The following is a 22,824-nucleotide window of genomic DNA, read 5'->3' as shown; positions in this document are numbered from 1 at the left end:
CCCAGAGGGCGGGTCTTGCGCCTGCGGCGCCCCCGACACTCCTCCTCCGTTCACCTGCACATGTTCGCCGTCGGCCCGGGCCGGGCGCACAGCAGGGTCGGGTTCCGACCGCGCTCGACCGGAAGTGTGCCCGCGGTCACGGGCCGCCGGCGCCGCCTTTCCCGACCTCTCCTCGCCGGCTCCGAGGGGCGGCGGGTCGTCCGGGTCGGGTTGGCTCCCGCCGCCGGTCAGGCCTCGCCGACCAGGTCCGGGGTGAACTGGGCTCGCGCGGCCGCGGTCCCCGCATCGATCTCCTCCTCGGTCGCGGTGCCGCCGCCGCGTACCGCGTCGGCCCAGGCGTCGATCGACCGGGCGGCGGCCTGCTGCCCCTCCAGCGTGTTCTCCCAGGCGGCCGGGTCGTCGACGACCTCCTCGCGGAGGAAGCCGGCCAGCCCGAGGACGGCGACGTCCCAGCCCGGGCCGACGTACAGCGCCCCGGCCCCGCTGCCGACGAACTCGACCGGCACGGTGTGCTCGAGCTCCAGGAGGGTGCCACCGCCGCGCTCGGACAGCCGTAGCTCCACGATGCTGACCGGCCCGCCCCAGGTGAGGGTGAGCCGGCGCGGCGGCTCACAGCCCTGGATCTCGCCCTCGGCGTTCCCCTGGACGGCGAACGCTCCCCCGAGGCGGAGGTCCCCGCTGACCGGGGCGAACCAGCGGGCCAGCCGCTCGGGATCGGTCACGGCACCCCAGACGTCCGGCACGGCCGCTTCGTAGCTGCGCCGGACCAGCACGGAGACCAGTTCGGTCCCGTCGGACTCCCGCCGGGTGACCACCCGCTCCGCCGCCGCCAACTCGTCCAGGACGTTCCTCATGCGCACTCCTCGGTGTCGGCCGCCGTCCCCTCCTGGGACGGCGACGCCTGGCCCCCGTGGTGTCGTGCGCGCACGGCCGGCGGACCGGGTCGCCGAGGACGTCGACGCGTGCACGTCGACGACGCTAGAGCGAGGGCTCACATGAGTCGAGGGCCAGAAGAGGCGCCTCAGGCGACCTTCGGGGCGACCTCGGTGCCCAGCAGCTCGATGCCGCGCAGGAGGTCGGCGTGCGCCAGCCGCGGGTTGGTCATCTGCAGCGAGATCCGGTCGACGCCGCCGAGCTGCCCGGAGATGCGGACCAGCTTCTCGGCCACGGTGTCCGGGTCGCCCATGAAGAAGGCGCCGTTCGGGCCGCTCGTGGCGTCGAACTGAGCCCGGGACGGCTGGGAGAAGCCGCGCTCGCGGGAGATCTTGGCGAACATCTCGTGCCACCCCGGGTAGATCGTGTCCGCTGCGGCCTGGGTGCTGTCGGCGACGAAGCCGAACACGTGCAGCCCCACCTGGAGCTTCTCGGGCGCGTGCCCGGCCTGCGCACCGGCGCGGCGGTAGAGGTCGATGAGCGGGGCGAACTGGCGGGGCTCGCCGCCGATGATCGCCACCATGAGCGGCAGGCCCAGCAGCCCGGCCCGGGCGAAGGACTCCGGGCTGCCGCCGACGCCGACCCAGACCGGCAGCGGGTCCTGCAGCGGCCGCGGGTAGACGCCCTGACCGGTCAGCGCCGGGCGGTGCCGGCCGGACCAGGTGACCTGCTCGGAGTCGCGGATCTTCAGCAACAGGTCGAGCTTCTCGCTGAACAGCGTGTCGTAGTCGCCCAGCGAGAGCCCGAACAGCGGGAACGCCTCGGTGAACGAACCGCGCCCCACGACCAGGTCGATCCGGCCCTTGGCGATCAGGTCGAGGGTGGCGAACTGCTGGAAGACCCGCACCGGGTCGGCGGCGCTGAGCACGGTCACCGCGCTGCCCAGCCGGATCCGGGAGGTCCGCGCCGCGGCCGCCGCGAGGATGATCGCCGGCGCCGAGTCGTAGTACTCGCTGCGGTGGTGCTCACCGATGCCGAAGGAGTACAGCCCCACCCGGTCGGCGAGCTCGATCTCCTCGAGCAGGTCCGCCATCCGCTCCTCCGGCCCGACGAGGCGCTCGGTGGTCGGGTCGGTCACTGCGGAGACGAAGCTGTCGACGCCGAGGTGCATGGGGTCCTCCAGAGGGGATAGCGGACGACGAGGGGCCGGCGTCCGTCAAGCGCTCAACCACTTTCCGACCGAGATCGTTCCCGGCCGGTCTCCGCGGCGCCACCCGACCGGGTAGACACGGCACATGACCGACCCCGTCGACGCCCGGCTCCCCCGCCCGGCGGACCCCGCCCACCTGGACGAGCTGCGGGCGGCCACCGACCGCGCGGCCGCCACCGCCGAACCGCTCTCCTCCCCGCACGCCGGTGCGCCCGAGGAGCTGCTGGCCCGCACCGAGCAGGCGATCGAGTCGGCGTCGGCGGACCTGCTGGCGCTCAGCCACGACCTGCACGCCCATCCCGAGGAGGGGTACGAGGAGCACCGGTCCGCCCAGGCGGTGGCCGACCTGCTCGCGCGCTCCGGCATCGAGGCGGAGGTCGGCGTCTTCGGGCTGGAGACGGCGCTGCGGGCCAGCATCGGCAGCGGCGGTCCGACGGTGGCGGTGCTGGCCGAGTACGACGCGCTGCCCGGCATCGGCCACGGCTGCGGCCACAACGTCATCTGCGCGTCCGCCGTGGGGGCGTTCCTCGGGCTGGCCGCCGTGCTGGCCGACGGCGGGGTCGAGGGCACCGTGCTGCTGCTGGGCACCCCGGCCGAGGAGGGCGGCGGCGGCAAGGAGCTGATGGCCCGCGCCGGTGCCTTCGACGGCGTCGACGCCGTGGTGATGCTGCACCCGTTCTCCTACGACGCCGCGGTCCAGCCCTTCCTCGGCCGCCGCCAGCTGCGGGTCGTGTACACCGGCATCGCCGCGCACGCCTCGGCCCAGCCGTTCATGGGCCGCAACGCCCTGGACGCCGTGGTCGCCGGCTACAACGGCGTGGCGATGCTGCGCCAGCACGTCCCGGACACCGACCGGGTGCACGGGGTGATCACCGACGGCGGGCAGCGGCCCAACGTCGTCCCGGAGACCGCCGAGGCGCTGTACTACGTGCGCTCCGCGACGCCGGAGACGCTGGCCGACCTGAGCCGCCGGATGGAGGCGGTCATGGCCGGCGCGGCGGCGATGACCGGTTGCGGGTACGAGCTGTTCTGGGACGAGCTGCCGGCCTACCTGCCGATCCGGGCCAACCTGGAGCTCGCCGCCCGGTGGACCCGGCACCAGGCCCGCCGTGGCCGCACCGCCCTGCCGCCCGGGGTGACCCCGGCGTCGCTGGCCGGGTCGACCGACCTGGGCAACGTCAGCGTCCGGGTGCCCTCGATCCACCCGATGATCGCCATCGCCGGGCCGGAGACCTCGATGCACACGACCGGCTTCGCCGCGGCCGCCGCCTCCCCGGCCGGTGACCGCGCCGTGCTGGACGGCGCGGTGGGCCTGGCGCTCACCGCGCTCGACGCGCTGGCCGACCCGGCGGTGCTCGCCGCGGCGAAGGCGGAGTTCGAGGCGGCCGGCGGCGTCCTGGAGCTGGCCGACCTGCTGGGCTGACGGGACCTTCGACCCGTGCGCCCGGTGGCCTGGTCCGCACACGATCGCAACCGGTGCCGGACCCCCGGCGTTCACCCGCGACCGACAGTGTGGAGCCCATGACGGAGCAGGGAACGACGGCGGACTACCCCGACGACGAGCTCGAACTGGACCTGCGGTGGTGGGCCGCGGCCAACTACCTCACCGTCGGCCAGATCTACCTGCGGGACAACGCGCTGCTCCGCCGGCCGCTCGCGCACACCGACGTCAAGCCGCGACTGCTCGGCCACTGGGGCACCAGCCCCGGCCTGTCGGCGCTGTACGTGCAGCTCAACCGGCTGATCCGGCGCACCGGCACGCCCTGCCTCTACGTCGCCGGGCCGGGCCACGGCGGCCCGGCGCTCGTGGCCGCCACCTACCTGGAGGGCAGCTACAGCGAGGTCTACCCGCAGGTGAGCGGCGACGCCGAGGGGGTGCACCGGCTGTTCCGGCAGTTCTCCACCCCCGGCGGCGTCCCCAGCCACGTGAGCGTGCAGACCCCGGGCAGCATCCACGAGGGCGGTGAGCTCGGCTACGCGCTGGTGCACGCCGCCGGTGCCGCCTTCGACTCCCCCGACCTGCTGGTGGCGTGCGTGGTCGGGGACGGCGAGGCAGAGACCGGCCCGCTGTCGGGCTCCTGGAAGATCCCCGCCTTCCTGGACGCCCGCCGGGACGGCGCCGTCCTGCCGGTGCTGCACCTGAACGGGTACAAGATCAACAGCCCGACGGTGTGGGGCCGCTCGTCGGACGAGGAGATCAGCGGCTACCTGAGCAGCCAGGGCTGGGCACCGGTGTTCGTGGCCGGCGACGACCCGCGCGCGGTGTTCCGGGACCTGGAGGCCGCGGTGCGCACCTCGCACGACCGGATCCGGGAGATCCAGGCCGCCGCCCGCGGCGGGGCGGAGGACGTGCGCCCGGGCTGGCCGGCGATCGTGCTGCGCACCCCCAAGGGCTGGACCGGCCCGGCGCAGGTCGACGGCGTGCAGGTCGAGGGCACCTTCCGCGCCCACCAGGTGCCGCTGTCGGGCGTGCAGACCGACGGGGCGCACCTGGCCCAGCTGGAGGAGTGGATGCGCTCCTACTCCCCCGACACCCTCTTCACCGCCGGGGGCGCGCTGGTGCCCGAGCTGGCGGCGCTGGCCCCCGAGGGCGACCTGCGGATGGGCGCGACGCCCCACGCGAACGGCGGGCGCCGGCGCACCCCGCTGGACCTGCCCCCGCTGGAGCCCTACGCCGTCGACGTCCCCGCGCCGGGGACCACCTTCGCGCAGACCACCCACCCGCTCGGTGAGCTGCTGCGCGACGTCTACGCCCGCACCACGACCGAGGACGGCGGCGGGACCTTCCGGCTGTTCTGTCCGGACGAGACCGCCAGCAACCGGCTCCAGTCGGTGTTCGAGGTGACCGACCGCTGCCTGCAGGCCGAGGTGCTGCCCACCGACGACCACCTCTCCCCGCACGGCCGGGTGATGGAGGTGCTGTCGGAGCACCTGTGCCAGGGCTGGTTGGAGGGCTACCTGCTGTCCGGCCGGCACGGCCTCTTCGCCACCTACGAGGCCTTCGCCATGGTGAGCGCCTCGATGGTGATCCAGCACGTGAAGTGGCTGCAGCACGCCGCCACGCTGCCCTGGCGGGCGCCGGTCTCCTCGCTCACGATCCTGCTGACCAGCACCTGCTGGCGCAACGACCACAACGGCTTCAGCCACCAGGGCCCCGGCCTGCTGGACACGGTGATCCCGCTGTCCCCGCAGGTGGTGCGGGTGTGGCTGCCGCCGGACGCCAACACCCTGCTGTCGGTCGCCGAGCACTGCCTGCAGAGCACCGACCACGTCAACCTGCTGATCGCCGACAAGCAGCCGCACCTGCAGTACCTGACGCTGGAGCAGGCGCACGCCCACGCGGCGGCCGGGGCGTCGGTGTGGGACTGGGCCGGCACCGAGGACGACGGGCAGGCGGAACCGGACGTCGTCCTCGCTGCCGCCGGCGACGTGCCGACGATGGAGACCCTGGCCGCGGCCGAGCTGCTGCGGGAGTGGGTGCCCGCGCTGCGGGTCCGGATGGTCAACGTGATCGACCTGATGGGCCTGCTCCCCCCGGACGACCACCCGCATGGGTTCTCCGAGAAGCACTTCGACCAGCTGTTCACCGCCGACACCGACGTCGTCTTCGCCTTCCACGGCTACCCGCGCGCGGTGCACCAGCTGCTGCACGGCCGGCCCGACCCGGGCCGCTTCCACGTGCGCGGCTTCGAGGAGCAGGGGACGACGACCACCCCCTTCGACATGGTGGTGCTCAACCGGATGAGCCGGTACCACCTGGTGATCGAGGCGCTGCGCCGTTCCCGGCGGGCACCGGAGCGGGGCGCGGAGCTGGTCCGGTTCTGCCACGACCAGCTCGACCGGCACCACGGGTACGTCCGCGAGCACCTGGAGGACATGCCGGAGGTCCGGGACTGGACGTGGGGGGCGGGGCGCCGGTGACCGCCGCCGTCCTGGCGATCAACCCCGGCTCCCGATCGCTCAAGGCCGCCGTGCACGACGCGGCCGGGCAGCGGCTGCTCGACGTGCACGTCACCCGGCCGGTCGACGACGCCCGCGCCGCGGTCGCCGAGCTGGCCGACCGGGTGGCCGCCGAGGGCATCGAGCTCGTCGCCGTCGCCCACCGGGTGGTGCACGGCGGGCCGGAGCACGTCCGCCCGACACCGGTGGACGACGAGCTGCTGGCCTCGCTGCGGGCGCTGGCGCCCTTCGCCCCGCTGCACCTGCACGGGGACGTCGCGGAGATGGAGGCCGCCCGGGCGCAGTGGCCCGGCCTGCCGCAGGTCGCCTGCTTCGACACCGCCTTCCACGCCGGCCTGCCCGAGGAGGCCCGGCGGCTGCCGCTGCCGGCCGAGGTCGACGCACTCGGGGTGCGGCGCTACGGCTTCCACGGGCTCAACCTCGAGCACGTGGTCGACACGGTGCCCGACCTCGGCCGGGCCGTCGTCGCCCACCTCGGCGGCGGCTGCAGCGTCACCGCGGTGGCGGAGGGGCGCTCGGTGGCCACCACGATGAGCTTCTCCCCGACCGGCGGGATCCCGTCGGCGAGCCGCAGCGGCGACCTGGACCCCGACGCGCTGCTGTTCCTGGCCGACCGGGGCTGGTCGGTCGAGCAGCTCCGCGACCTGGTCGACCACCGCTCGGGGCTGGCCGGGATCGCCGGCTCCACCGACGTCCGGGAGATCACCGCCCGAGCCGACGCCGGGGACGCCGACAGCCGGCTGGCCCTCGACGTCCTGGCCCGGTCGGTGGCGGTGACCGTCGCCGGGTACACCGCGGTGCTCGGCGGCCTGGACACCCTGGTGTTCACCGGCGGCGTGGGCGAGCACTCGGCGACGGTGCGGGCCGCGGTCACCGCCCGGCTGGCCCACCTCGGCGTCGTCCTGGACGCCGCGGCGCCCAGCCCGGGCGACCTGTCGGGTGCCGGGGCCACGGTGCGCACGCTGGTCGTCCCCGCCGACGAGGAGATCGTGCTGGACCGGCAGGCCCGCGGGGTGCTCGGCGACCTCAGCCGCTGACCTCCGACGGCGCATCGCGCAGCTCCCGGTAGAGCCGGGCCAGGTCGGGCAGCTGGTGGTGGGCGTTGAGCCCGCTGGGGTTGGGCGCCACCCAGGTGGTGACCCCGCCGATCCGCTCGGGCTGGCGCCCCAGCGTGGCCCGCGGCCGGTCGAACGCCAGCCGCCAGGCGGTGACCCCCAGGACGGCGAGCACCCGCGGCCGGTACCGGGCCACCAGCGCCTCGAGCTGCGCTGCGCCGGCGCGCAGCTCGGCCGGGTCGAGCTCGGCCGCCGTCCGGGTCGGCCGGTCGACGACGTTGGTCACCCCGATCCCGCAGCGCAGCAGCTCCTGCCCCTCCGCCGGGGTCAGCCGGCGCGGGGTGAGACCGGCCAGGTGCAGGGCGGGCCAGAACCGGTTGCCCGGCCGGGCGAAGTGGGTGCCGGTCTCGGCCGAGCGCAGCGACGGGTTGATCCCGCAGAACAGCACGTCCAGCCCCGGGGCGATCAGGTCGGGCACCGGCTTGGGCCGGCCGGCACCGGTCTCGGGCTCGGTCATGACGTCCAGTGTCCCGCCCCCCGGTGTGCGGGCACGCCGACCACGGGCCAGGCTGTCCCGGGCACATCGGTCGACGGACAGAGGAGAACCATGGCGCGGGCAGCGGTCACCGGCAGCAGCGGGAAGCTCGGCCGGGCGGTGGTCACCCATCTGCTCGAGCACGGCTGGGACGTCCTGGCGCTGGACCGGACGCCCAGCCCCCGGGCCGACGTGGAGTCCGCGGTCGTCGACCTCACCGACGCCGGCCAGGCGATCGAGGCGCTGGCCGGGTTCGACGAGCACCGCACGCCGATCGACGCACTGGTGCACCTGGCCGCCGTCCCGGCCCCGGGCCTGATGCCCGACTCGGCCACGTTCGCCAACAACGTGACCGCCTCGTACAACGTGTACAGCGCCGCGCTGCGGGCCGGCGTCCGGAAGATCGTCTGGGCCTCCAGCGAGACGGTGCTCGGGCTGCCCTTCGACGAGGACCCGCCCTACGTCCCGGTCGACGAGGAGTACGCGCCCCGGCCGACGACCACCTACTCGCTGGTCAAGACGCTGGAGGAGGAGCTGGCCCGGCAGCTGTGCCGGTGGCACCCGGACCTGTCGATGACCGGGCTGCGGTTCAGCAACGTGATGTACCCCGAGGACTACGCCGCGTTCGCCGGCTACGACGCCGACCCGGCCCTGCGGCGCTGGAACCTGTGGGGCTACATCGACGCCCGCGACGGCGCCCAGGCGGTGCGGCGCGGCCTGGAGCACGGCGAGCCCGGGGCCGACGTGTTCATCGTCGCCAACGCCGACACGGTCTCCGCCCGGCCGAACGCCGAGCTGCTGGCGGCCCAGTTCCCCGACGTCCCGCACCACCGGGACCTCGGCACCCACGACACCCTGCTGTCGATCGACAAGGCCCGCCGGGTGCTCGGGTTCGCCCCCGAGCACTCCTGGCGCGACTCCGTGGGCCGGTGATCACCCGGCTCCTCCTGCTCGGCGCCACCGGCGACCTCGCCGGCCGCTTCCTGCTGCCCGCCCTGGCCGGGGTGCTCGCCGCGGGGCGGCTCCCGGCGGACCTGCAGCTGGTCGGCGCCGCCGAGCAGGACTGGGACGACGCCCGGTTCGCCGAGCACGTCGCCACCCGGCTGCGGGAGCACGCCGGCGACCTGCCCGCAGCTGCCCGGCAGGCGCTGGTGGACGCCGCCCGCTACCGCCGGGTCGACCTGACCGAGCCGGGCTCCGTGGCGACCGCGGTCTCCGCCTTCACCGGCAGCGGCCCGGTCGCCGCCTACCTGGCCCTGCCGCCCGTGCTGTTCCCAGCGACCGTCCGCGCGCTGGGCGCAGCCGGACTCCCGCGGGGCAGCCGGATCGCGGTGGAGAAGCCCTTCGGCCGGGACCTGGCCGACGCGCAGGCGCTGAACGCGCTGCTGGCGCAGGCGACCGGCGACGACGGGCAGGCGGCCTTCCGGGTCGACCACTTCCTGGGCATGCCGGCCGTGGCCGAGCTGCTCGGGCTCCGCCGGCCGGGCGGCGCCCTGGCCGGGCGGTGGAGCGGCGAGCACCTCGCCCGGGTCGACGTCGTCTGGGAGGAGACGCTGGACGTCGGCGGCCGGGCCGGCTTCTACGACCGGACCGGCGCGGTGCGCGACGTGCTGCAGAACCACCTGGTCCAGGTGCTGACCGTGCTGGCGATGGAGCTGCCCGGGACGACGGCCGAGGACGACCTGCACCGGGCCCGGCTGGACCTCCTCCGGTCGGTGCGGGTGCCCGAGGTGACGGCCACCCGACGGGCGCACTACACCGCCGGCCCGGCCACCCGGGCCTACGTCGAGGAGGACGGCGTCGACCCGGCGCGGTGCACCGAGACCTTCGCCGAGCTGGGGTTCGTGGTCGACACGCCCCGCTGGGCCGGCACCCGGTTCGTGCTGCGGACCGGCAAGGCGTTGGCGGCCGACCGCAAGCGGGTGGTGCTACACCTGCGCGCGCCCGCACCCAGCGCCCTTCCCCCGGGGGTCACCCGGGTCGCCGACGACCGGCTGGAGATCCCGCTCGATGGCGCCGAGCAGGACACTGCCGGGGTGGCGGTGCGCGCACCGGGTGAGCGCACCGCCTACAGCGCGGTGCTCACCGACCTGCTGTCCGGCGGCACCCGGACCGCGGTCAGCGCGGCGGAGGCCGAGGAGGCCTGGCGGTTCGTCGACCCGGTGCTGCAGGCCTGGGCCGCCGGCGAGCCCCCGCTGCAGTCCTACCCCGCAGGCTCCACCGGACCGGCCGGAGACCGCTGACCACGGCCCGGCTCCGGTGCCGGTCGGTGGGGCTCCACCGAGTCGCCCACCGCCCGGTCCACCTGGTGATCCACGACTGGCACCGCCCGCGCGGAGCGACCAGACTCGCCGTCGTGTCCGTGGCCCTTCGGCTACCGGCGGTGAGCACCGGCAGCCAGCGCCGGCGCTGAGGGGCGCACCGAACGCCGACCAGGAGGAGGACCGAGCGAGTGGACATCCCCGCGATGCGGGCGAGCTTCGCCAAGGCGGCCGCCCACGGAGACCAGGTCCCGCTGTGGTTCTACTCCCACCTGTTCCTGACCCACCCGGAGACCCGGGAGATGTTCCCGGTCTCCATGGCGACGCAGCGGGACCGGCTGTTCGCCGCCCTGGGCGAGGTGATGTCCCGGGTCGACGACCTCGACGCCCTGGTGCCGATCCTGCAGCAGCTCGGGCGGGACCACCGCAAGTTCGGCGCGCTCGCCGCCCACTACCCGGCGGTCGGGGCCAGCCTGCTCGCCACGCTCGAGCACTTCGACGAGGAGTGGGACGACGAACTGGCCGCCTCCTGGACCGAGGCGTACGGCCTGATCGCCGACGTGATGATCGGCGCGGCTGACGAGGCCGCCGACCAGCCCGCCTGGTGGGAGGCCGAGGTCGTCGCGCACGAGCGCCGCACCCTGGACGTCGCCGTCCTGCAGGTGCGCCCGCGGACGCCCCTGGAGCACCTGCCGGGGCAGGCGGTCTCCCTGGAGATCGACCAGCGCCCGCGGCTCTGGCGGTGGTACTCCCCCGCCAACGCCCCTCGACCCGACGGCGTCCTGGAGCTGCACGTCAAGGCCCGGGACGGCGGCCCGGTCAGCTCCGCGCTGGTCCGGCTGACCCAGGTGGGCGACGTCATGCGGCTCGGGCCACCGGTCGGGCACCTGACCCTGGACACCGAGTCCGACCGCGACCTGCTGCTCGTCGCCGGCGGCACCGGGCTCGCCCCGCTCAAGGCCCTGGTCGACCAGGTCGCCCGGCACGGACCGGCCCGGCGGGTCGACCTCTTCGTGGGCGCCCGGACCGAGGACGCGTTCTACGACCGGGCCGACCTGCGCCGGCTGGAGCAGGAGCACCCGTGGCTGACGGTGACGCCGGCGGTCTCCCAGGAGAAGGGCTCGCCGGCCGAGCACGGGGACATCGGTGACGTCGTCCTGCGGCACGGCCCCTGGAACAGCCGGGACGTGTACGTCGCCGGGAACCCGGCCATGATCGAGGACACCGTGACCCGTCTGATCCACTCCGGGGTGCCCATGGCGCGCATCCGCACCGAGGTGTTCGCCCCCAGCCGACCGAGCCCGACTCTCGACGGGAAGGTGACCGAATGACCACCAGCGACACCGGCTCCGGCTACGAGGCAGGGCCGCCCACGGCCGACGACCTCCGCGCCGTCCACTTCACCCCGGCGAGCATGCTGCACCCCGGCTACACCGACCGGGAGGTCGACGCCGTTCTGGCCCGGGCGGCCGACGGGCTCGCCCAGCTCAGCGACGAGAACGGCCGGCTCGCGCGGGAGAACGTCCAGCTCGCCGAGGAGAACGCCCGGCTGCGCGCGCAGGTCCAGGAGCTGCAGGAGCAGGTGGACGCCGTGGCGGCCCGCCCCTCCCCCAGCGACCAGGCCGTCGGCATCCTGGCCACCGCCCAGCTCACCGCCGACGAGTACGTCGCCGAGGCGGAGGACTTCAGCCGGCAGATGACCAGCGAGGCGCGCGCCCAGTACGAGGAGCAGCTCACCGCCGCACGGGAGAAGGCCGGCGCGATCATCCAGGCGGCGCAGGAGGCCGGTGCCGCCATCCGGGGCAACGGCGTCCCGGTGGTCAGCGGTGGCCAGCCGGAGTCCGAGGAGCTGCAGGAGCAGGTCGCCTACCTCAAGGCCTTCAGCCAGGCCTGCCGGGTGCAGCTCCGCTCCTACCTCGAGGCGCTGCTCAGCGACGTGGAGACCGAGTGGGGACGGGCCCATCCGGGCGCGCTCCCCACGCCGCCGCGCGGCACCCGGCCCCAGCAGCTGGAGCGCGGTCGGCCGGACGTGGCCTTCGCCGCCAACGCGACCGCCGACGACACCGAGCCGGCCGGGGCCGTCCCGGCATCCCGCCCCTCCTCCTGAGCTGATCGACGCCCCGCGGCCTGGCCGGCCGCGGAGCGTCGATCAGACGAGGCCGTGGGCGTGGACGGCGTCGGCGACCTGCAGGAAGCCGGCCACGTTCGCGCCCAGCACCAGGTCGCCGGGGGCGCCGTACTCCTCGGCCGTCTCGTGGCAGCGGGCGTGGATCCCCCGCATGATCTCCTCCAGCCGCTGCTCGCTGTGCTCGAAGGTCCAGCGGTCGCGGGAGGCGTTCTGCTGCATCTCCAGCGCGGAGGTGGCCACCCCGCCGGCGTTGGCCGCCTTCCCCGGCGCGAACGCCACCTCGCCCCCGCGGAGTTCCCGTACGGCGTCCGGCGTGGTCGGCATGTTGGCGCCCTCGACCACGTAGCCGCACCCGTTGCCGATCAGCGCGCGGGCCGCGTCGGCGTCCAGCTCGTTCTGCGTGGCGCTGGGGATCGCGACGTCGCACGGGACGTCCCAGATGCTGCCGCCCTCGACGAAGCGGGCCGAGGACACCCGGTCGGCGTAGCCACTGATCCGCGCCCGCTCGACCTCCTTGACCTGCTTGAGCACGTCGAGGTCGATGCCCTTCTCGTCGACCACGTAGCCGGCCGAGTCCGAGCAGGCCACCACCGTGCCGCCGAGCTGGTGCACCTTCTCGATCGCGTAGACCGCCACGTTGCCCGAGCCGGAGACGGTCACCCGCTTGCCGTCGAAGGAGTCACCGCGCACCTCCATCATCGCCGCGGCGAAGAAGGCCGCGCCGTAGCCGGTCGCCTCCGTCCGCACCTGCGCACCGCCCCAGCCCAGCCCCTTGCCGGTGAGCACCCCGGACTCGTACCGGTTGGTGATCCGCTTGTACTGGCCGAACAGGAAGCCGATCTCCCGCCCGCCGACCCCGATGTCCCCGGCCGGGACGTCGGTGTACTCGCCCAGGTGCCGGTAGAGCTCGGTCATGAACGACTGGCAGAACCGCATCACCTCGGCGTCCGACCGGCCCTTGGGGTCGAAGTCCGAACCACCCTTGCCGCCGCCGATGGGCATGCCGGTGAGCGCGTTCTTGAAGATCTGCTCGAAGCCCAGGAACTTCACGATGCCCAGGTTCACCGACGGGTGGAACCGCAACCCGCCCTTGTAGGGCCCCAGCGCCGAGTTGAACTCCACCCGGAAGCCACGGTTGATCCACACCTCGCCCCGGTCGTCCTGCCACGGCACCCGGAAGATGACCTGCCGCTCCGGCTCGCAGATCCGCTCGATCGTCTTCATCTCGGTGTACTCGCGGTGCCGGGCCAGGACGACCGCCAGCGAGTCCAGCACCTCCCGCACCGCCTGGTGGAACTCGGTCTCCCCGGGGTTCCGTCGCAGGACGTCCTGGTAGATCTGCTCGACGACCTCTGACACGTCGGTGTTCACGCGTTGCTCCTGTCCTCGATGACGGGGACCACCCCATCACTGCACGGCCCGCCCCGCAGGTCGGGCGGCCTGATCCAGCGTGCTGACGACCTCAGGCGCCGCGGGCCAGCCGCAGCTGCTCGGCCAGCGCCGTCCGGAGCGCGGTGGTGTCCATCGCCGCGGTGACGATCGTCGCCCCTGCCGCCGCGTGGGCCGCCGCGCCGGCCCCCTCGAACGCGTGCACGCCCACCGGCACCCCGGCGGCCCGGGCCCGGGTGAGGACCGAGGACAGCACCTCCTGCAGCCGCTCGACGTCCCCGGCCAGCCCCAGGGAAGCGGCCAGGTCGACCGGACCGACGTAGACCCCGTCGAGGCCGTCGACGGCCAGGACGGCGTCCAGCTCCGCCAGCGCCTCGGCCGTCTCCAGGACCACGAGCACCAGCGGCTCGTCCGCCCCGCCGGACAGCCGCCCGGCCGAGCGGTTGCCCCGCGGCGCGTAGCGGCAGGCGGCGACGACCTCCCGGACGTGGTCGGCGCCGAACACGGTCGGCACCAGGACGCCGTGGGCGCCCAGGTCCAGCGGCCGGCCGACGTCGGTGAAGTGCGCGCTGCGGGTGCGCACCAGCGGCACCGCGCCGGCCAGGGTCACCGCCGCCGTCACCCCGGGCAGCTCTGCCTCGGCGAGCGCCCCGTGCTGCAGGTCCAGCACGACGAAGTCCGCGCCGGTGCCGGCCAGCAGCTCCGCGGTCACCGCGCCGGGCAGCTGGCTCCAGATCCCGTGACAGGCCTCCCCGGCCGCCCACCGGGCCCGCAGGGCACCAACGCCACCCGGGCCCACCGGCCCACCACCATCTGCACGCTCACCGACCGGCACCCGATCAGTCTGCCGTCTCACCGCTCGCGCGCGGCGGCCCCTGCGGGTGCCAGGATCCCTGGGTCGCCGCTGCCGTCGTCGGACCCCTCGCCGTGCAGCCGGTGCCCCGACCGCCGATCCCGGCGTGGCCCAGCCACCCGGCCTTCCCGAGAGCGAGCCTGCGATGACCAGGACCCCACGGACGCCGACCCCACAGCCCGAGAGCGAGGCCGGACGGTCGAGCGGGCTCTCCGCGCTGATGCGGCCGGTCAACGCCGTCGTCGAGCGCTACATCCCCAGCGCGCTCGTCTTCGCCGTGGTGCTGACCTTCGTCGTCGCCGCGCTCGCGCTGCTGCTGACCGACGCCGGCCCGATCGACGTCCTGGACGGCTGGGGCGACGGGCTGTCGGGGCTGCTGGCGTTCATGACCCAGATGGCGCTGATCCTGCTGCTCGGGCACACCCTGGCCAACACCGGGCCGGTGCGGCGGCTGCTCACCCGGCTGGCCGCCGTGCCCCGCACGGCGCTGCAGGCCTACCTCTACGTCTTCGTCATCGCGGCCCTCGCCTCGCTGATCACCTGGGGCCTGGGCCTGGTCGTCGGCGCGCTGCTGGCCCGGGAGCTGGCCGTCCAGGGCCGGGAGCGGGGCCAGCGGCTGCACTTCCCGCTGCTGGTGGCCGCCGGGTACTCCGGCTACGTCATCTGGCACATGGGCTACTCGGGCTCCGGCCCGCTCACCGCCGCGACCGAGGACTCCTTCCTCGCCGAGGCGCTGGGCGGCACCATCCCGATCAGCGAGACCATCTTCACCTGGTGGAACATCACCGCGGCCGTGGCCACGATCCTGGTCGTCGGCCTCGCGCTGGCCGCGGTCGCACCCCGCGGCGGTGACCGGGTGATCGAGCTGCCGGCCGACGTGCGCGACGCCGAGGGGGTCGCGCTGGACGACGAGGTGGTCACCCCGGCCGACCGGGTCGACGGCAGCCGGCTGGTCACCACCCTGGTCGGGCTGGCGCTGGTCGCCTACCTGGTGCACCACTACGTCGACGGCGGCACCGCGAGCCTGGACATCGTCAACTGGACGTTCCTGGCACTGATCTTCCTGCTCGTCCGCAACCCGTTCGAGCTGATCGCGCTGGTGAAGAACGCCGCCGCCAACGTCGGGGAGATCCTGCTCCAGTTCCCCCTGTACGCCGGGATCATGGGGATCATGTCGACGACGGGCCTGATCGCCGTCTTCTCCGACGCCGTCGTCGACATCGCCTCCCCGGCGACGTTCGGGCTGCTCGCCTTCCTCTCCGCCGGCGTCGTCAACTTCTTCGTCCCCTCCGGCGGCGGTCAGTTCGCCGTCCAGGGGCCGGTCATGATCGACGCCGCGCAGAGCCTGGGTGTCGACCCGGCGGTCGCGATCATGGCCATCGCCTACGGCGACCAGTGGACGAACATGATCCAGCCGTTCTGGGCGCTCCCGGTGCTGGCGATCGCCGGGCTGAAGATGCGCGACATCCTCGGATACACGACGGTCACGCTGATCGCCTCGGGCCTGGTGTTCGGCACGGTGACGCTGCTGCTCGGCGTGCTGGCCTGAGGGCGGGCGGGCCGGTCAGCTCCAGGGCGACCGGCCCTTCCGTTCCCGGTTGGCGGCGTCCAGCCGGGTGAGCATGCGCACCCCGCGGGCGACGTCACCGGCCAGTCGGACGACGGGGTCGACCACGCCGTCCAGCCAGGTGTCGGTGCGCGGGCGGGCCCGCGGGGACTCCGGCCGGGAGCTCCGGCCCAGGGTGCGGAACACCAGCACCCCGAGGGCCAGGAACAGGAACAGCTCCACCAGGCTCCCCCGTCTCCCAGACCGGCGCCTCGGGTGTGGCGTCGTGTCCCCACGATGACCCCACCGACGCCGGAGTGCCAGCGGCAGGAACGCCACCGACCGCTGCTGGACTGCCAGTCCGTCAGACCCGGGTGCAGGCCAGCGGCGGGGGCTCCTCGAACACCAGGAGCGTGCGGCTGCTCAGCACCCCGGGCATGCCCTGGATCTCGTCGAGCACCAGCCGCCGCAGGTCGGCGTTGTCCCGCGCCCGCACCAGCAGGATCACGTCGAACTCGCCCCCGACCAGGCCGATGTGCGCGATGCCCGGCAGGGCGCGCAGCCGTTCCCGGACGTGCCGCCAGTCGGCCTGCCGGGTGTTCAGCGTGACGTAGGCCGACGTGCCCAGCCCGGCCGCGACCGGGTCCACGTCGGCGCAGAAGCCACGGATCACCCCGGTGGTCCGCAGCCGCTCCACCCGGGCGTAGGCGTTGGCGCGGGAGATGTGCAGCTTCTCGGCCAGCGCCCGCATGGGCATCCGGCCGTCGGCGGTCAGCTCGTCGAGGATGCGGCGGTCGATGTCGTCCAGGCCACTGGCCACGTGTCTTCTCCTCCGTGCGTTTCGCTGTTCCGCGCTGGACACCTGGCTCGATGGTGCCCGGTCCGGCGCGACAACATCTCACATCTGGCCAGGTCCTGGCGTGCAGATGACGCCTCAACGACGATCCCACCATGACACGTGACCTGGATCTCCTCCTGCCGTCACCTCACCCCGTCGAGCTGATCGACCCGACCGGTCAGACCGTGGCCGAGGCGACGCGCGAGCTGCCGGACGACGCCGCGCTGCTGCGCGCCTTCGCCGGGCTGACCACCGCCCGCCGGATCAACGACCAGGCCTCCGCCCTCGCCCGCCAGGGCCGGCTCGCCGTCTACCCCTCCTCGCACGGGCAGGAGGCGTGCCAGGTGGCCGCCGCCCAGGTGCTCACCGACGACGACTGGCTCTTCCCCACCTACCGGGACACCGCGGCCGTGGTGATGCGCGGCGTCGACGTGGCCGAGGCGTTCCTGCCGCTGCAAGGTGCCTGGCACTCCGGCTACGACCCGCACGAGCACAAGACCGCCCCCCAGGCGACCCCGCTGGCCACCCAGCTGCTGCACGCGGTGGGCGTGGCCCACGCCGCTCGGCTGCGCGGCGAGCCGACCGTCGCGCTCGCGCTGTGCGGCGACGGCGCCACCAGCGAGGGCGACTTCCACGAGGCGCTGAACTTCGCCGCGGTGTTCCGGGCGCCGGTGGTGTTCCTGGTGCAGAACAACCAGTACGCCATCTCGGTCCCGCTGGCCCGGCAGTCGGTCGCCCCGTCGCTGGCACACAAGGGCATCGGCTACGGGGTCCCGGGCGAGCGGGTCGACGGCAACGACGTGGCCGCGCTGCTCGCCGTGCTGGGCACCGCCATGGCCCGGGCCCGGGCCGGCGAGGGCCCGCAGCTCGTCGAGGCGCACACCTACCGGATGCAGCCGCACACCAACGCCGACGACTCCCGGCGCTACCGCAAGGACGACGAGGTCGCGGGCTGGGCGGAGCGCGACCCGCTGGCCCGGCTGGAGACCTGGCTGCGCCAGCACGACCTGCTCGACGACGCCCGGCTGGCCGCGGTCACCGCCGACGCCGACCAGCTCGCCGCGCGGATGCGCACCGAGCTGGCCGGGGACGCCACCCCGGAGCCCGCCGAGCTGTTCGCGCACGTGTACGCCACCCCGACACCCCAGCTGGTCGAGCAGGCCGCCGTGGTGGCCGACGAGCTGAGCCGAGAGGACGCGCACCGATGACCAGCACTGCGACGACGGGGCACGAGAAGCTCACCATGGCGCAGGCGCTGAACCGCGCCCTGCGGGAGTCGATGGCCGCCGACGACTCGGTGGTCGTCTTCGGGGAGGACGTCGGCGCGCTGGGCGGCGTCTTCCGGATCACCGACGGGCTCACCGCCGAGTTCGGCGACACCCGCTGCTTCGACACGCCGCTGGCCGAGTCCGGCATCGTCGGCATGGCCGTCGGGATGGCGATGAACGGCATGCGGCCGGTGGTGGAGATGCAGTTCGACGCCTTCGCCTACCCGGCGTTCGAGCAGATCACCAGCCACGTGGCGAAGATGCGCAACCGGACCCGGGGCAAGGTGTCCTTGCCGATGGTCATCCGGATCCCCTACGCCGGCGGGATCGGCGGGGTCGAGCACCACTGCGACTCCTCCGAGGCCTACTACGCGCACACCCCCGGCCTGCACGTCGTCACCCCGGCCAACGCCGCGGACGCCCACCGGCTGCTGCGGGCGGCGATCGCCTCGCCGGACCCGGTCGTCTTCATGGAGCCCAAGAAGCTCTACTGGACCAAGGAGGAGGTCGACCTCGGCGCCGAGCTGCCCGGCATCGGGCGGGCGATGATCCGCCGCGAGGGCACCGACGCCACGCTGATCGCCTACGGCCCGTCCGTCCCGGTCGCCCTGGAGGCCGCCGAGGTCGCCGCCCAGGAGGGGCGCAGCCTGCAGGTGGTCGACCTGCGGTCGATCGTGCCGTTCGACGACGAGACGGTCTGCGCCGCGGTGCGCTCCACCGGGCGGGCCGTGGTGGTCGCCGAGGCCCCCGGCTTCGCCAGCGTCGCCTCCGAGATCGTCGCCCGGGTCACCGAGCGGTGCTTCCACTCCCTCGCCGCGCCGGTCCGCCGGGCGGTCGGCTTCGACATCCCCTTCCCCGCCCCCAAGCTCGAACACGTGCAGCTGCCCGGGGTGGACCGGGTGCTCGACGCCGTCGACGACCTGCAGTGGGACCTGTCGTGAGCGAGGAGACCTTCCTGCTCCCCGACCTGGGCGAGGGCCTGACCGACGTCGAGGTGGTCCGCTGGCTGGTGGCCGAGGGCGACGTCGTCGCCGTCGACCAGATCGTGGTGGAGGTCGAGACGGCGAAGTCGGTGGTCGACGTCCCCACCCCCTTCGCCGGGCGGGTGGCCACGCTGCACGCCGCCGAGGGCGAGACCGTGCTGACCGGCCGGCCGCTGATCACCGTGGCCGCGGCGGAGTCCGCGCCGTCGCCGGTCGCCGCACCGGTCCAGCCGGACGCCGCCGACTCCCCCGAGGCAGAGGCGTACCGGGAGGAGGAGCAGGCCGGCTCGGGCAACGTGCTGATCGGCTACGGCACGACGGCCAGCACGGGGTCGGGACGACGGCGCCGCCCCCGGTCGTCGGGGCAGCCCGCCGCCGCACCAGCGGCCGCCGCCCCGGTGCCCGACCCGGCTCCGGACCCCGTTGCCGTCGCTGCTGAGGGGTCCGGAGGTCCCCGTGGGGTGCCGCAGGTCGTCTCCCCGCTGGTCCGCAAGTTGGCGCGGGAGAAGGGGGTGGACCTGCACGAGCTGGCCGCGGCCAACGGCGGCGGGGTGATCACCCGGGCCCACGTCGAGCTGGCCTCCGCCGAGCCGACCCCCGCCGAACCGGCTGCGCCGGCCGCTCCCGCCGCCGCCGACCCGGCACCGGCCGCACCCGAGGGCGGCGAGCGGCGGATCCCGCTCAACGGGTTCCGCCGGGCCGTCTCGGCCGCGCTGTCCCGCAGCCGGTCGGAGATCCCCGAGGCGACCGTCTGGGTCGACGTGGACGCCACCCCGCTGGTGGAGCTGCGGGAGAGCGCGCGCACCGCGACCGACCCCGGGCCGGGGCTGCTGGCCTACCTCGCCCGGTTCGTCGTCGCCGGTCTGCGTCAGTACCCGGTGCTCAACTCCCGGCTGGACACCGAGCGCCAGGAGATCGTGGAGCACGACCGGGTCAACCTGGGCCTGGCCGTGCAGAGCGACCGCGGGCTCGTCGTCCCGGCGGTGCTGGGGGCCGACACGATGACCACCGAGCAGCTGGACCGGGAGATCCGCGCGCTCACCGCCCGGGCGCGCGAGGGAAAGGCGAGCGCGGAGGAGCTGAACGCCGGCACCTTCACGCTGAACAACTACGGCGGCTTCCGGGTCGACGGCAGCGCGGCGATCATCAACCACCCGCAGGTGGCGATCCTGGGCTTCGGCCGCATCCTGGACCGGCCGTGGGTGGTCGACGGGGAGATCGTCGTCCGGAAGATCACCCAGATGTCGTTCGTCTTCGACCACCGGGTCTGCGACGGCGGCACCGCGTCGGGGTTCATCCGGGCGGTGGCCGACGCGATCGAGGACCCGGCGTCGGCCATCCCCCGGCTGTGACCGGCCGACCGCTGCCCACCCGGCCGGCGGGGACCCCCGGGTCCCTGCCGGCCCCGCCGCCCGAGGAGGGCCCCGTGCTCACCGTCCCCGTGGGGGCGACCGCGACGCTGGACGTCGTCGTCACCCCCGAGCTCACCGTGCACTTCGACGAACTCGGCCCGGTGCACCCGGTCTACGCGACCTACAGCATGGCCAAGCACTTCGAGGAGGCCGGCCGCAAGCTGCTGCTCCAGTACCTCGAACCCGGCTCGGCGGGGATCGGCCGGTCGGTGGCGGTCGAGCACCTGGGGCCCAGCTGGGTCGGCGACACCGTCACGGTGGTGGCCCGCTGCACGGAGGTCTCGGGCAACCGGCTGACCTGCGCCTGCACGGCCACCGACGCCCAGGGCCGGGAGCTCGGCCGCGGGACGACGGTGCAGGTGGTGATGCCCGAGGAGCTGCTGGAGCAGCGGATCGGCCCGGCCGCGCGGTCGGCCCGGGACGGGGCAGCCCAACCCCGCTGAACTGCCCCTCGGTGCTGCGCCCCGGCTCAGCGGCGGCGCAGCACCGAGCGGTCGAGCTGCGCGACGTCGGTGACCCCGAGCAGCTGCAGCGCCCGGCGCAGCTCGGCGGCCAGCAGGTCGACCGCCCGCTCGACGCCGGCCTGACCCGCGACGGCCAGCCCGTACAGCTGCGGCCGGCCCAGCAGCACCGCGCGGGCGCCCAGGGCCAGCGCCGTGGCGATGTCGGTGCCCCGCCGGAAGCCGGAGTCGACGAGCACCTCGAGGTCGTCGCCGACGGCGTCCACCACCTCGGTCAGCGCGGTGAGCGTCGCCCCCACGTGGTCCAGCTGGCGCCCCCCGTGGTTGGACACCACGACGGCGTCCACCCCGACCTCCGCGGCCCGCCGGGCGTCAGCGGCGGTCAGCACGCCCTTGACCACGAACGGCCCGCCCCACGCCTCGACCATCCAGCCGATGTCGTCCCAGGTCACGGTCGGGTCGAACTGCCGGCCCACGAACTCCATCACCGCCTGCGGCCCACCGGCCACGTGCCGCACGTTGGCGAAGGTGACCGCCTCCGAGCGCAGCAGCCCCCACCACCAGTGCGGCCGCCGGGCACCGTCGGCCAGCGTGCGCAGCCCGAGCTCCGGCGGGATGGTCAGCCCGTTGCGCAGGTCGCGCTCCCGCGCGCCGGGCACCGGGGTGTCCACGGTCAGCACCAGCGCGCGGTACCCGGCCTCCCGGGCCCGGCTGATCAGCTCCTTGCACAGTCCCCGGTCACGCCAGACGTACAGCTGGAACCACTGCGGCGGGCTGCCCCCGGCTGCGGCGATGTCCTCCAGCGACGTCGTGCCCAGGGTGGCGGCGGTGTAGGGGATGCCGCGGGCCGCGGCCGCCCGGGCCACCGCCAGCTCGCCGTCCGGGTGGACCATCCGGGTGAACCCGGTCGGGCCCAGCACCAGCGGCAGGGCCGAGCGGGCACCGAGCACCTCGCTGCCGAGCTCGACCTCCCCGACGTCGCAGAGCACCGAGGGCACCAGCTCCCACTCGTCGAAGGCGGTGCGGTTGCGGCGCATCGTGACCTCGTCCTCGGCGGCGCCGTCGACGTAGTCGAAGACCGCGCGCGGCAGCCGCCGGCGGGCCGTCGTCCGCAGGTCCGCGACCGTGTGGCAGCGGGCCAGCCGACGCCGGTCGCCGTCCAGCTCCGGCCGCTGGACGCGGAGCAGCGCGACCATCTCCGCCGGGCTCACGTCCGCTCGGTCGCGCGGGTCGCTCCGCTCGCCACCCCCGGAGTGGCCGCCCCGGCCGCGTCGGCACCGGCGTCGGCGTCCGCGGCGAAGCCGCCGCCGAGGAAGCCGCCGGCCACCCGCGGGTCGGTCGACAGCGCCGCCGGGTCGCCCTCCAGGACGACCCGTCCGCGGTCCATCACCGAGACCCGGTCGGCGACGGCGAAGGCGGCCCGGGCGTTCTGCTCCACGACCACGAGGGTCAGCCCGTCGTCGCGCAGCTGGCCGAGGGCGGAGAAGATCTCCCCCACCAGCCGCGGTGCCAGCCCGACGCTCGGCTCGTCCAGCACGAGCACCCGCGGCTGGGCCATCAGCCCGCGGGCGATCGCCAGCATCTGCTGCTCGCCGCCGGACAGCGTGCCGGCCGCCTGCTCCAGTCGCGGCTCCAGTCGCGGGAACAGCGCCATCGCCCGGTCGCGGGCCTCCTTCCGGGCGGCCGCCGGCCCCCGCCGCCGGGTGTAGCCACCCAGCACCAGGTTGTCGGCGACGCTCAGCGACGGGAACACCAGCCGGTTCTCCGGCACGTGCGCCAGCCCGGTGCGGGCCAGCTTCTCCGGCCCGTACCCGGTCACGTCGGTGCCGGCCAGGTGCACCGTCCCGGAGGTGAGCGGCAGCAGCCCGGACAGCGCCCGCAGCAGCGTCGACTTGCCCGCACCGTTCGCGCCGATGACGGCGACCAGCTCGCCCTCCCCCGCGGTCAGGTCGATGCCGTGCAGCACGGCCAGCCGGCCGTACCCGGCGTGCAGTCCCCGGACCCCCAGGCTCATGACCGTCCCTCCTCGGGGACCGGGCGGGCCGGTCCGTC

The 22,824-nt window shown here is 74.7% G+C and carries 21 protein-coding genes; 12 read left to right on the top strand and 9 right to left on the bottom strand.

Annotated features, from left to right (window positions below; genetic code table 11):
* Window positions 1-227: 227 nt before the first annotated feature.
* Window positions 228-854: an SRPBCC family protein gene (locus tag O2W20_RS08315; RefSeq protein ID WP_269173107.1), complete on the bottom strand. Its 627-nt coding sequence runs from the start codon at window positions 852-854 to the stop codon at window positions 228-230.
* A 167-nt stretch (window positions 855-1,021) separates the two neighbouring features.
* Window positions 1,022-2,044 carry an Atu2307/SP_0267 family LLM class monooxygenase gene (locus tag O2W20_RS08310; RefSeq protein WP_269173108.1) on the bottom strand — a complete coding sequence of 341 codons (1,023 nt, stop codon included), beginning with the start codon at window positions 2,042-2,044 and terminating at the stop codon, window positions 1,022-1,024.
* Between the two features lie 124 nt (window positions 2,045-2,168).
* Between O2W20_RS08310 and O2W20_RS08305 the strand changes: the two genes are divergently transcribed.
* The 3 genes from O2W20_RS08305 (at window position 2,169) to O2W20_RS08290 (ending at window position 7,080) form a co-directional block, all read left to right on the top strand.
* Window positions 2,169-3,506: a M20 family metallopeptidase gene (locus O2W20_RS08305; protein WP_269173109.1), complete on the top strand. Its 1,338-nt coding sequence runs from the start codon at window positions 2,169-2,171 to the stop codon at window positions 3,504-3,506.
* A gap of 98 nt (window positions 3,507-3,604) precedes the next feature.
* Window positions 3,605-6,004 (top strand): phosphoketolase family protein, encoded by a 2,400-nt coding sequence (locus O2W20_RS08300; RefSeq protein ID WP_269173110.1) that lies wholly within the window; start codon window positions 3,605-3,607, stop codon window positions 6,002-6,004.
* The gene (locus O2W20_RS08290; RefSeq protein WP_442928950.1) at window positions 6,001-7,080 is read left to right on the top strand and encodes an acetate/propionate family kinase; all 1,080 of its coding nucleotides are present in this window, start codon (window positions 6,001-6,003) and stop codon (window positions 7,078-7,080) included. Before O2W20_RS08300 ends, O2W20_RS08290 begins: the two co-directional genes overlap by 4 nt.
* On the opposite strand, the gene mug is transcribed toward O2W20_RS08290, so the two are convergent.
* Window positions 7,070-7,615: a G/U mismatch-specific DNA glycosylase gene (gene mug, locus O2W20_RS08285; RefSeq protein ID WP_269173111.1), complete on the bottom strand. Its 546-nt coding sequence runs from the start codon at window positions 7,613-7,615 to the stop codon at window positions 7,070-7,072. The two genes, O2W20_RS08290 and mug, sit on opposite strands and share 11 nt — an antisense overlap.
* Window positions 7,616-7,705: 90 nt before the next feature.
* Between mug and O2W20_RS08280 the strand changes: the two genes are divergently transcribed.
* The 4 genes from O2W20_RS08280 (at window position 7,706) to O2W20_RS08265 (ending at window position 12,001) form a co-directional block, all read left to right on the top strand.
* A complete protein-coding gene (locus O2W20_RS08280) occupies window positions 7,706-8,566 on the top strand; it encodes an NAD-dependent epimerase/dehydratase family protein (RefSeq protein WP_269173112.1) in 861 nt (286 codons plus the stop codon).
* Window positions 8,563-9,876, top strand: coding sequence for a glucose-6-phosphate dehydrogenase (locus O2W20_RS08275; protein ID WP_269173113.1), 1,314 nt, complete (start codon window positions 8,563-8,565; stop codon window positions 9,874-9,876). The genes O2W20_RS08280 and O2W20_RS08275 overlap by 4 nt, the downstream gene beginning before the upstream one ends.
* A gap of 209 nt (window positions 9,877-10,085) precedes the next feature.
* Window positions 10,086-11,225, top strand: coding sequence for a globin domain-containing protein (locus tag O2W20_RS08270; RefSeq protein ID WP_269173114.1), 1,140 nt, complete (start codon window positions 10,086-10,088; stop codon window positions 11,223-11,225).
* Window positions 11,222-12,001, top strand: a complete 780-nt coding sequence (locus O2W20_RS08265; RefSeq protein ID WP_269173115.1) for a DivIVA domain-containing protein — start codon at window positions 11,222-11,224, stop codon at window positions 11,999-12,001. Before O2W20_RS08270 ends, O2W20_RS08265 begins: the two co-directional genes overlap by 4 nt.
* A 42-nt stretch (window positions 12,002-12,043) precedes the next feature.
* Here the strand turns inward: O2W20_RS08265 and gdhA are convergent, their stop codons facing one another.
* Both gdhA and O2W20_RS08255 read right to left on the bottom strand, forming a co-directional pair.
* Window positions 12,044-13,393, bottom strand: a complete 1,350-nt coding sequence (gdhA, locus tag O2W20_RS08260) for an NADP-specific glutamate dehydrogenase (protein WP_269173116.1) — start codon at window positions 13,391-13,393, stop codon at window positions 12,044-12,046.
* Between the two features lie 91 nt (window positions 13,394-13,484).
* The gene (locus O2W20_RS08255) at window positions 13,485-14,210 is read right to left on the bottom strand and encodes an HpcH/HpaI aldolase family protein (protein WP_269173117.1); all 726 of its coding nucleotides are present in this window, start codon (window positions 14,208-14,210) and stop codon (window positions 13,485-13,487) included.
* Between the two features lie 199 nt (window positions 14,211-14,409).
* Here O2W20_RS08255 and O2W20_RS08250 point away from each other — a divergent pair, with 199 nt between their 5' ends.
* Window positions 14,410-15,813 carry a short-chain fatty acid transporter gene (locus O2W20_RS08250; protein WP_269173118.1) on the top strand — a complete coding sequence of 468 codons (1,404 nt, stop codon included), beginning with the start codon at window positions 14,410-14,412 and terminating at the stop codon, window positions 15,811-15,813.
* Between the two features lie 15 nt (window positions 15,814-15,828).
* Here the strand turns inward: O2W20_RS08250 and O2W20_RS08245 are convergent, their stop codons facing one another.
* Together O2W20_RS08245 and O2W20_RS08240 are read right to left on the bottom strand one after the other, a co-directional pair.
* A complete protein-coding gene (locus tag O2W20_RS08245) occupies window positions 15,829-16,053 on the bottom strand; it encodes a hypothetical protein (protein WP_269173119.1) in 225 nt (74 codons plus the stop codon).
* Window positions 16,054-16,174: 121 nt separating this feature from the next.
* Window positions 16,175-16,630: an Lrp/AsnC family transcriptional regulator gene (locus O2W20_RS08240; RefSeq protein ID WP_269173120.1), complete on the bottom strand. Its 456-nt coding sequence runs from the start codon at window positions 16,628-16,630 to the stop codon at window positions 16,175-16,177.
* Between the two features lie 131 nt (window positions 16,631-16,761).
* Between O2W20_RS08240 and pdhA the strand changes: the two genes are divergently transcribed.
* From pdhA to O2W20_RS08220, 4 genes are all read left to right on the top strand, one after another.
* Window positions 16,762-17,856, top strand: a complete 1,095-nt coding sequence (pdhA, locus tag O2W20_RS08235; protein ID WP_269173121.1) for a pyruvate dehydrogenase (acetyl-transferring) E1 component subunit alpha — start codon at window positions 16,762-16,764, stop codon at window positions 17,854-17,856.
* Entirely contained in the window at window positions 17,853-18,857 is a 1,005-nt protein-coding gene (locus O2W20_RS08230) for an alpha-ketoacid dehydrogenase subunit beta (RefSeq protein ID WP_269173122.1), read from the top strand. The genes pdhA and O2W20_RS08230 overlap by 4 nt, the downstream gene beginning before the upstream one ends.
* Window positions 18,854-20,251 carry a dihydrolipoamide acetyltransferase family protein gene (locus tag O2W20_RS08225; protein WP_269173123.1) on the top strand — a complete coding sequence of 466 codons (1,398 nt, stop codon included), beginning with the start codon at window positions 18,854-18,856 and terminating at the stop codon, window positions 20,249-20,251. The genes O2W20_RS08230 and O2W20_RS08225 overlap by 4 nt, the downstream gene beginning before the upstream one ends.
* A 74-nt stretch (window positions 20,252-20,325) precedes the next feature.
* The gene (locus O2W20_RS08220) at window positions 20,326-20,754 is read left to right on the top strand and encodes a thioesterase family protein (protein ID WP_269173124.1); all 429 of its coding nucleotides are present in this window, start codon (window positions 20,326-20,328) and stop codon (window positions 20,752-20,754) included.
* 26 nt (window positions 20,755-20,780) lie between these two features.
* On the opposite strand, the gene O2W20_RS08215 is transcribed toward O2W20_RS08220, so the two are convergent.
* Together O2W20_RS08215 and O2W20_RS08210 are read right to left on the bottom strand one after the other, a co-directional pair.
* Window positions 20,781-21,983, bottom strand: coding sequence for an alpha-hydroxy acid oxidase (locus O2W20_RS08215; RefSeq protein ID WP_269173125.1), 1,203 nt, complete (start codon window positions 21,981-21,983; stop codon window positions 20,781-20,783).
* Complete coding sequence (locus O2W20_RS08210) at window positions 21,980-22,786, bottom strand: ABC transporter ATP-binding protein (protein WP_269173126.1); 807 nt, start codon at window positions 22,784-22,786, stop codon at window positions 21,980-21,982. Before O2W20_RS08210 ends, O2W20_RS08215 begins: the two co-directional genes overlap by 4 nt.
* Between the last annotated feature and the right edge of the window lie 38 nt (window positions 22,787-22,824).

The organism is Modestobacter sp. VKM Ac-2982 (assembly GCF_026967935.1).
GTDB lineage: Bacteria > Actinomycetota > Actinomycetes > Mycobacteriales > Geodermatophilaceae > Modestobacter.
This window is presented reverse-complemented; position numbering and strand designations above follow the sequence as displayed.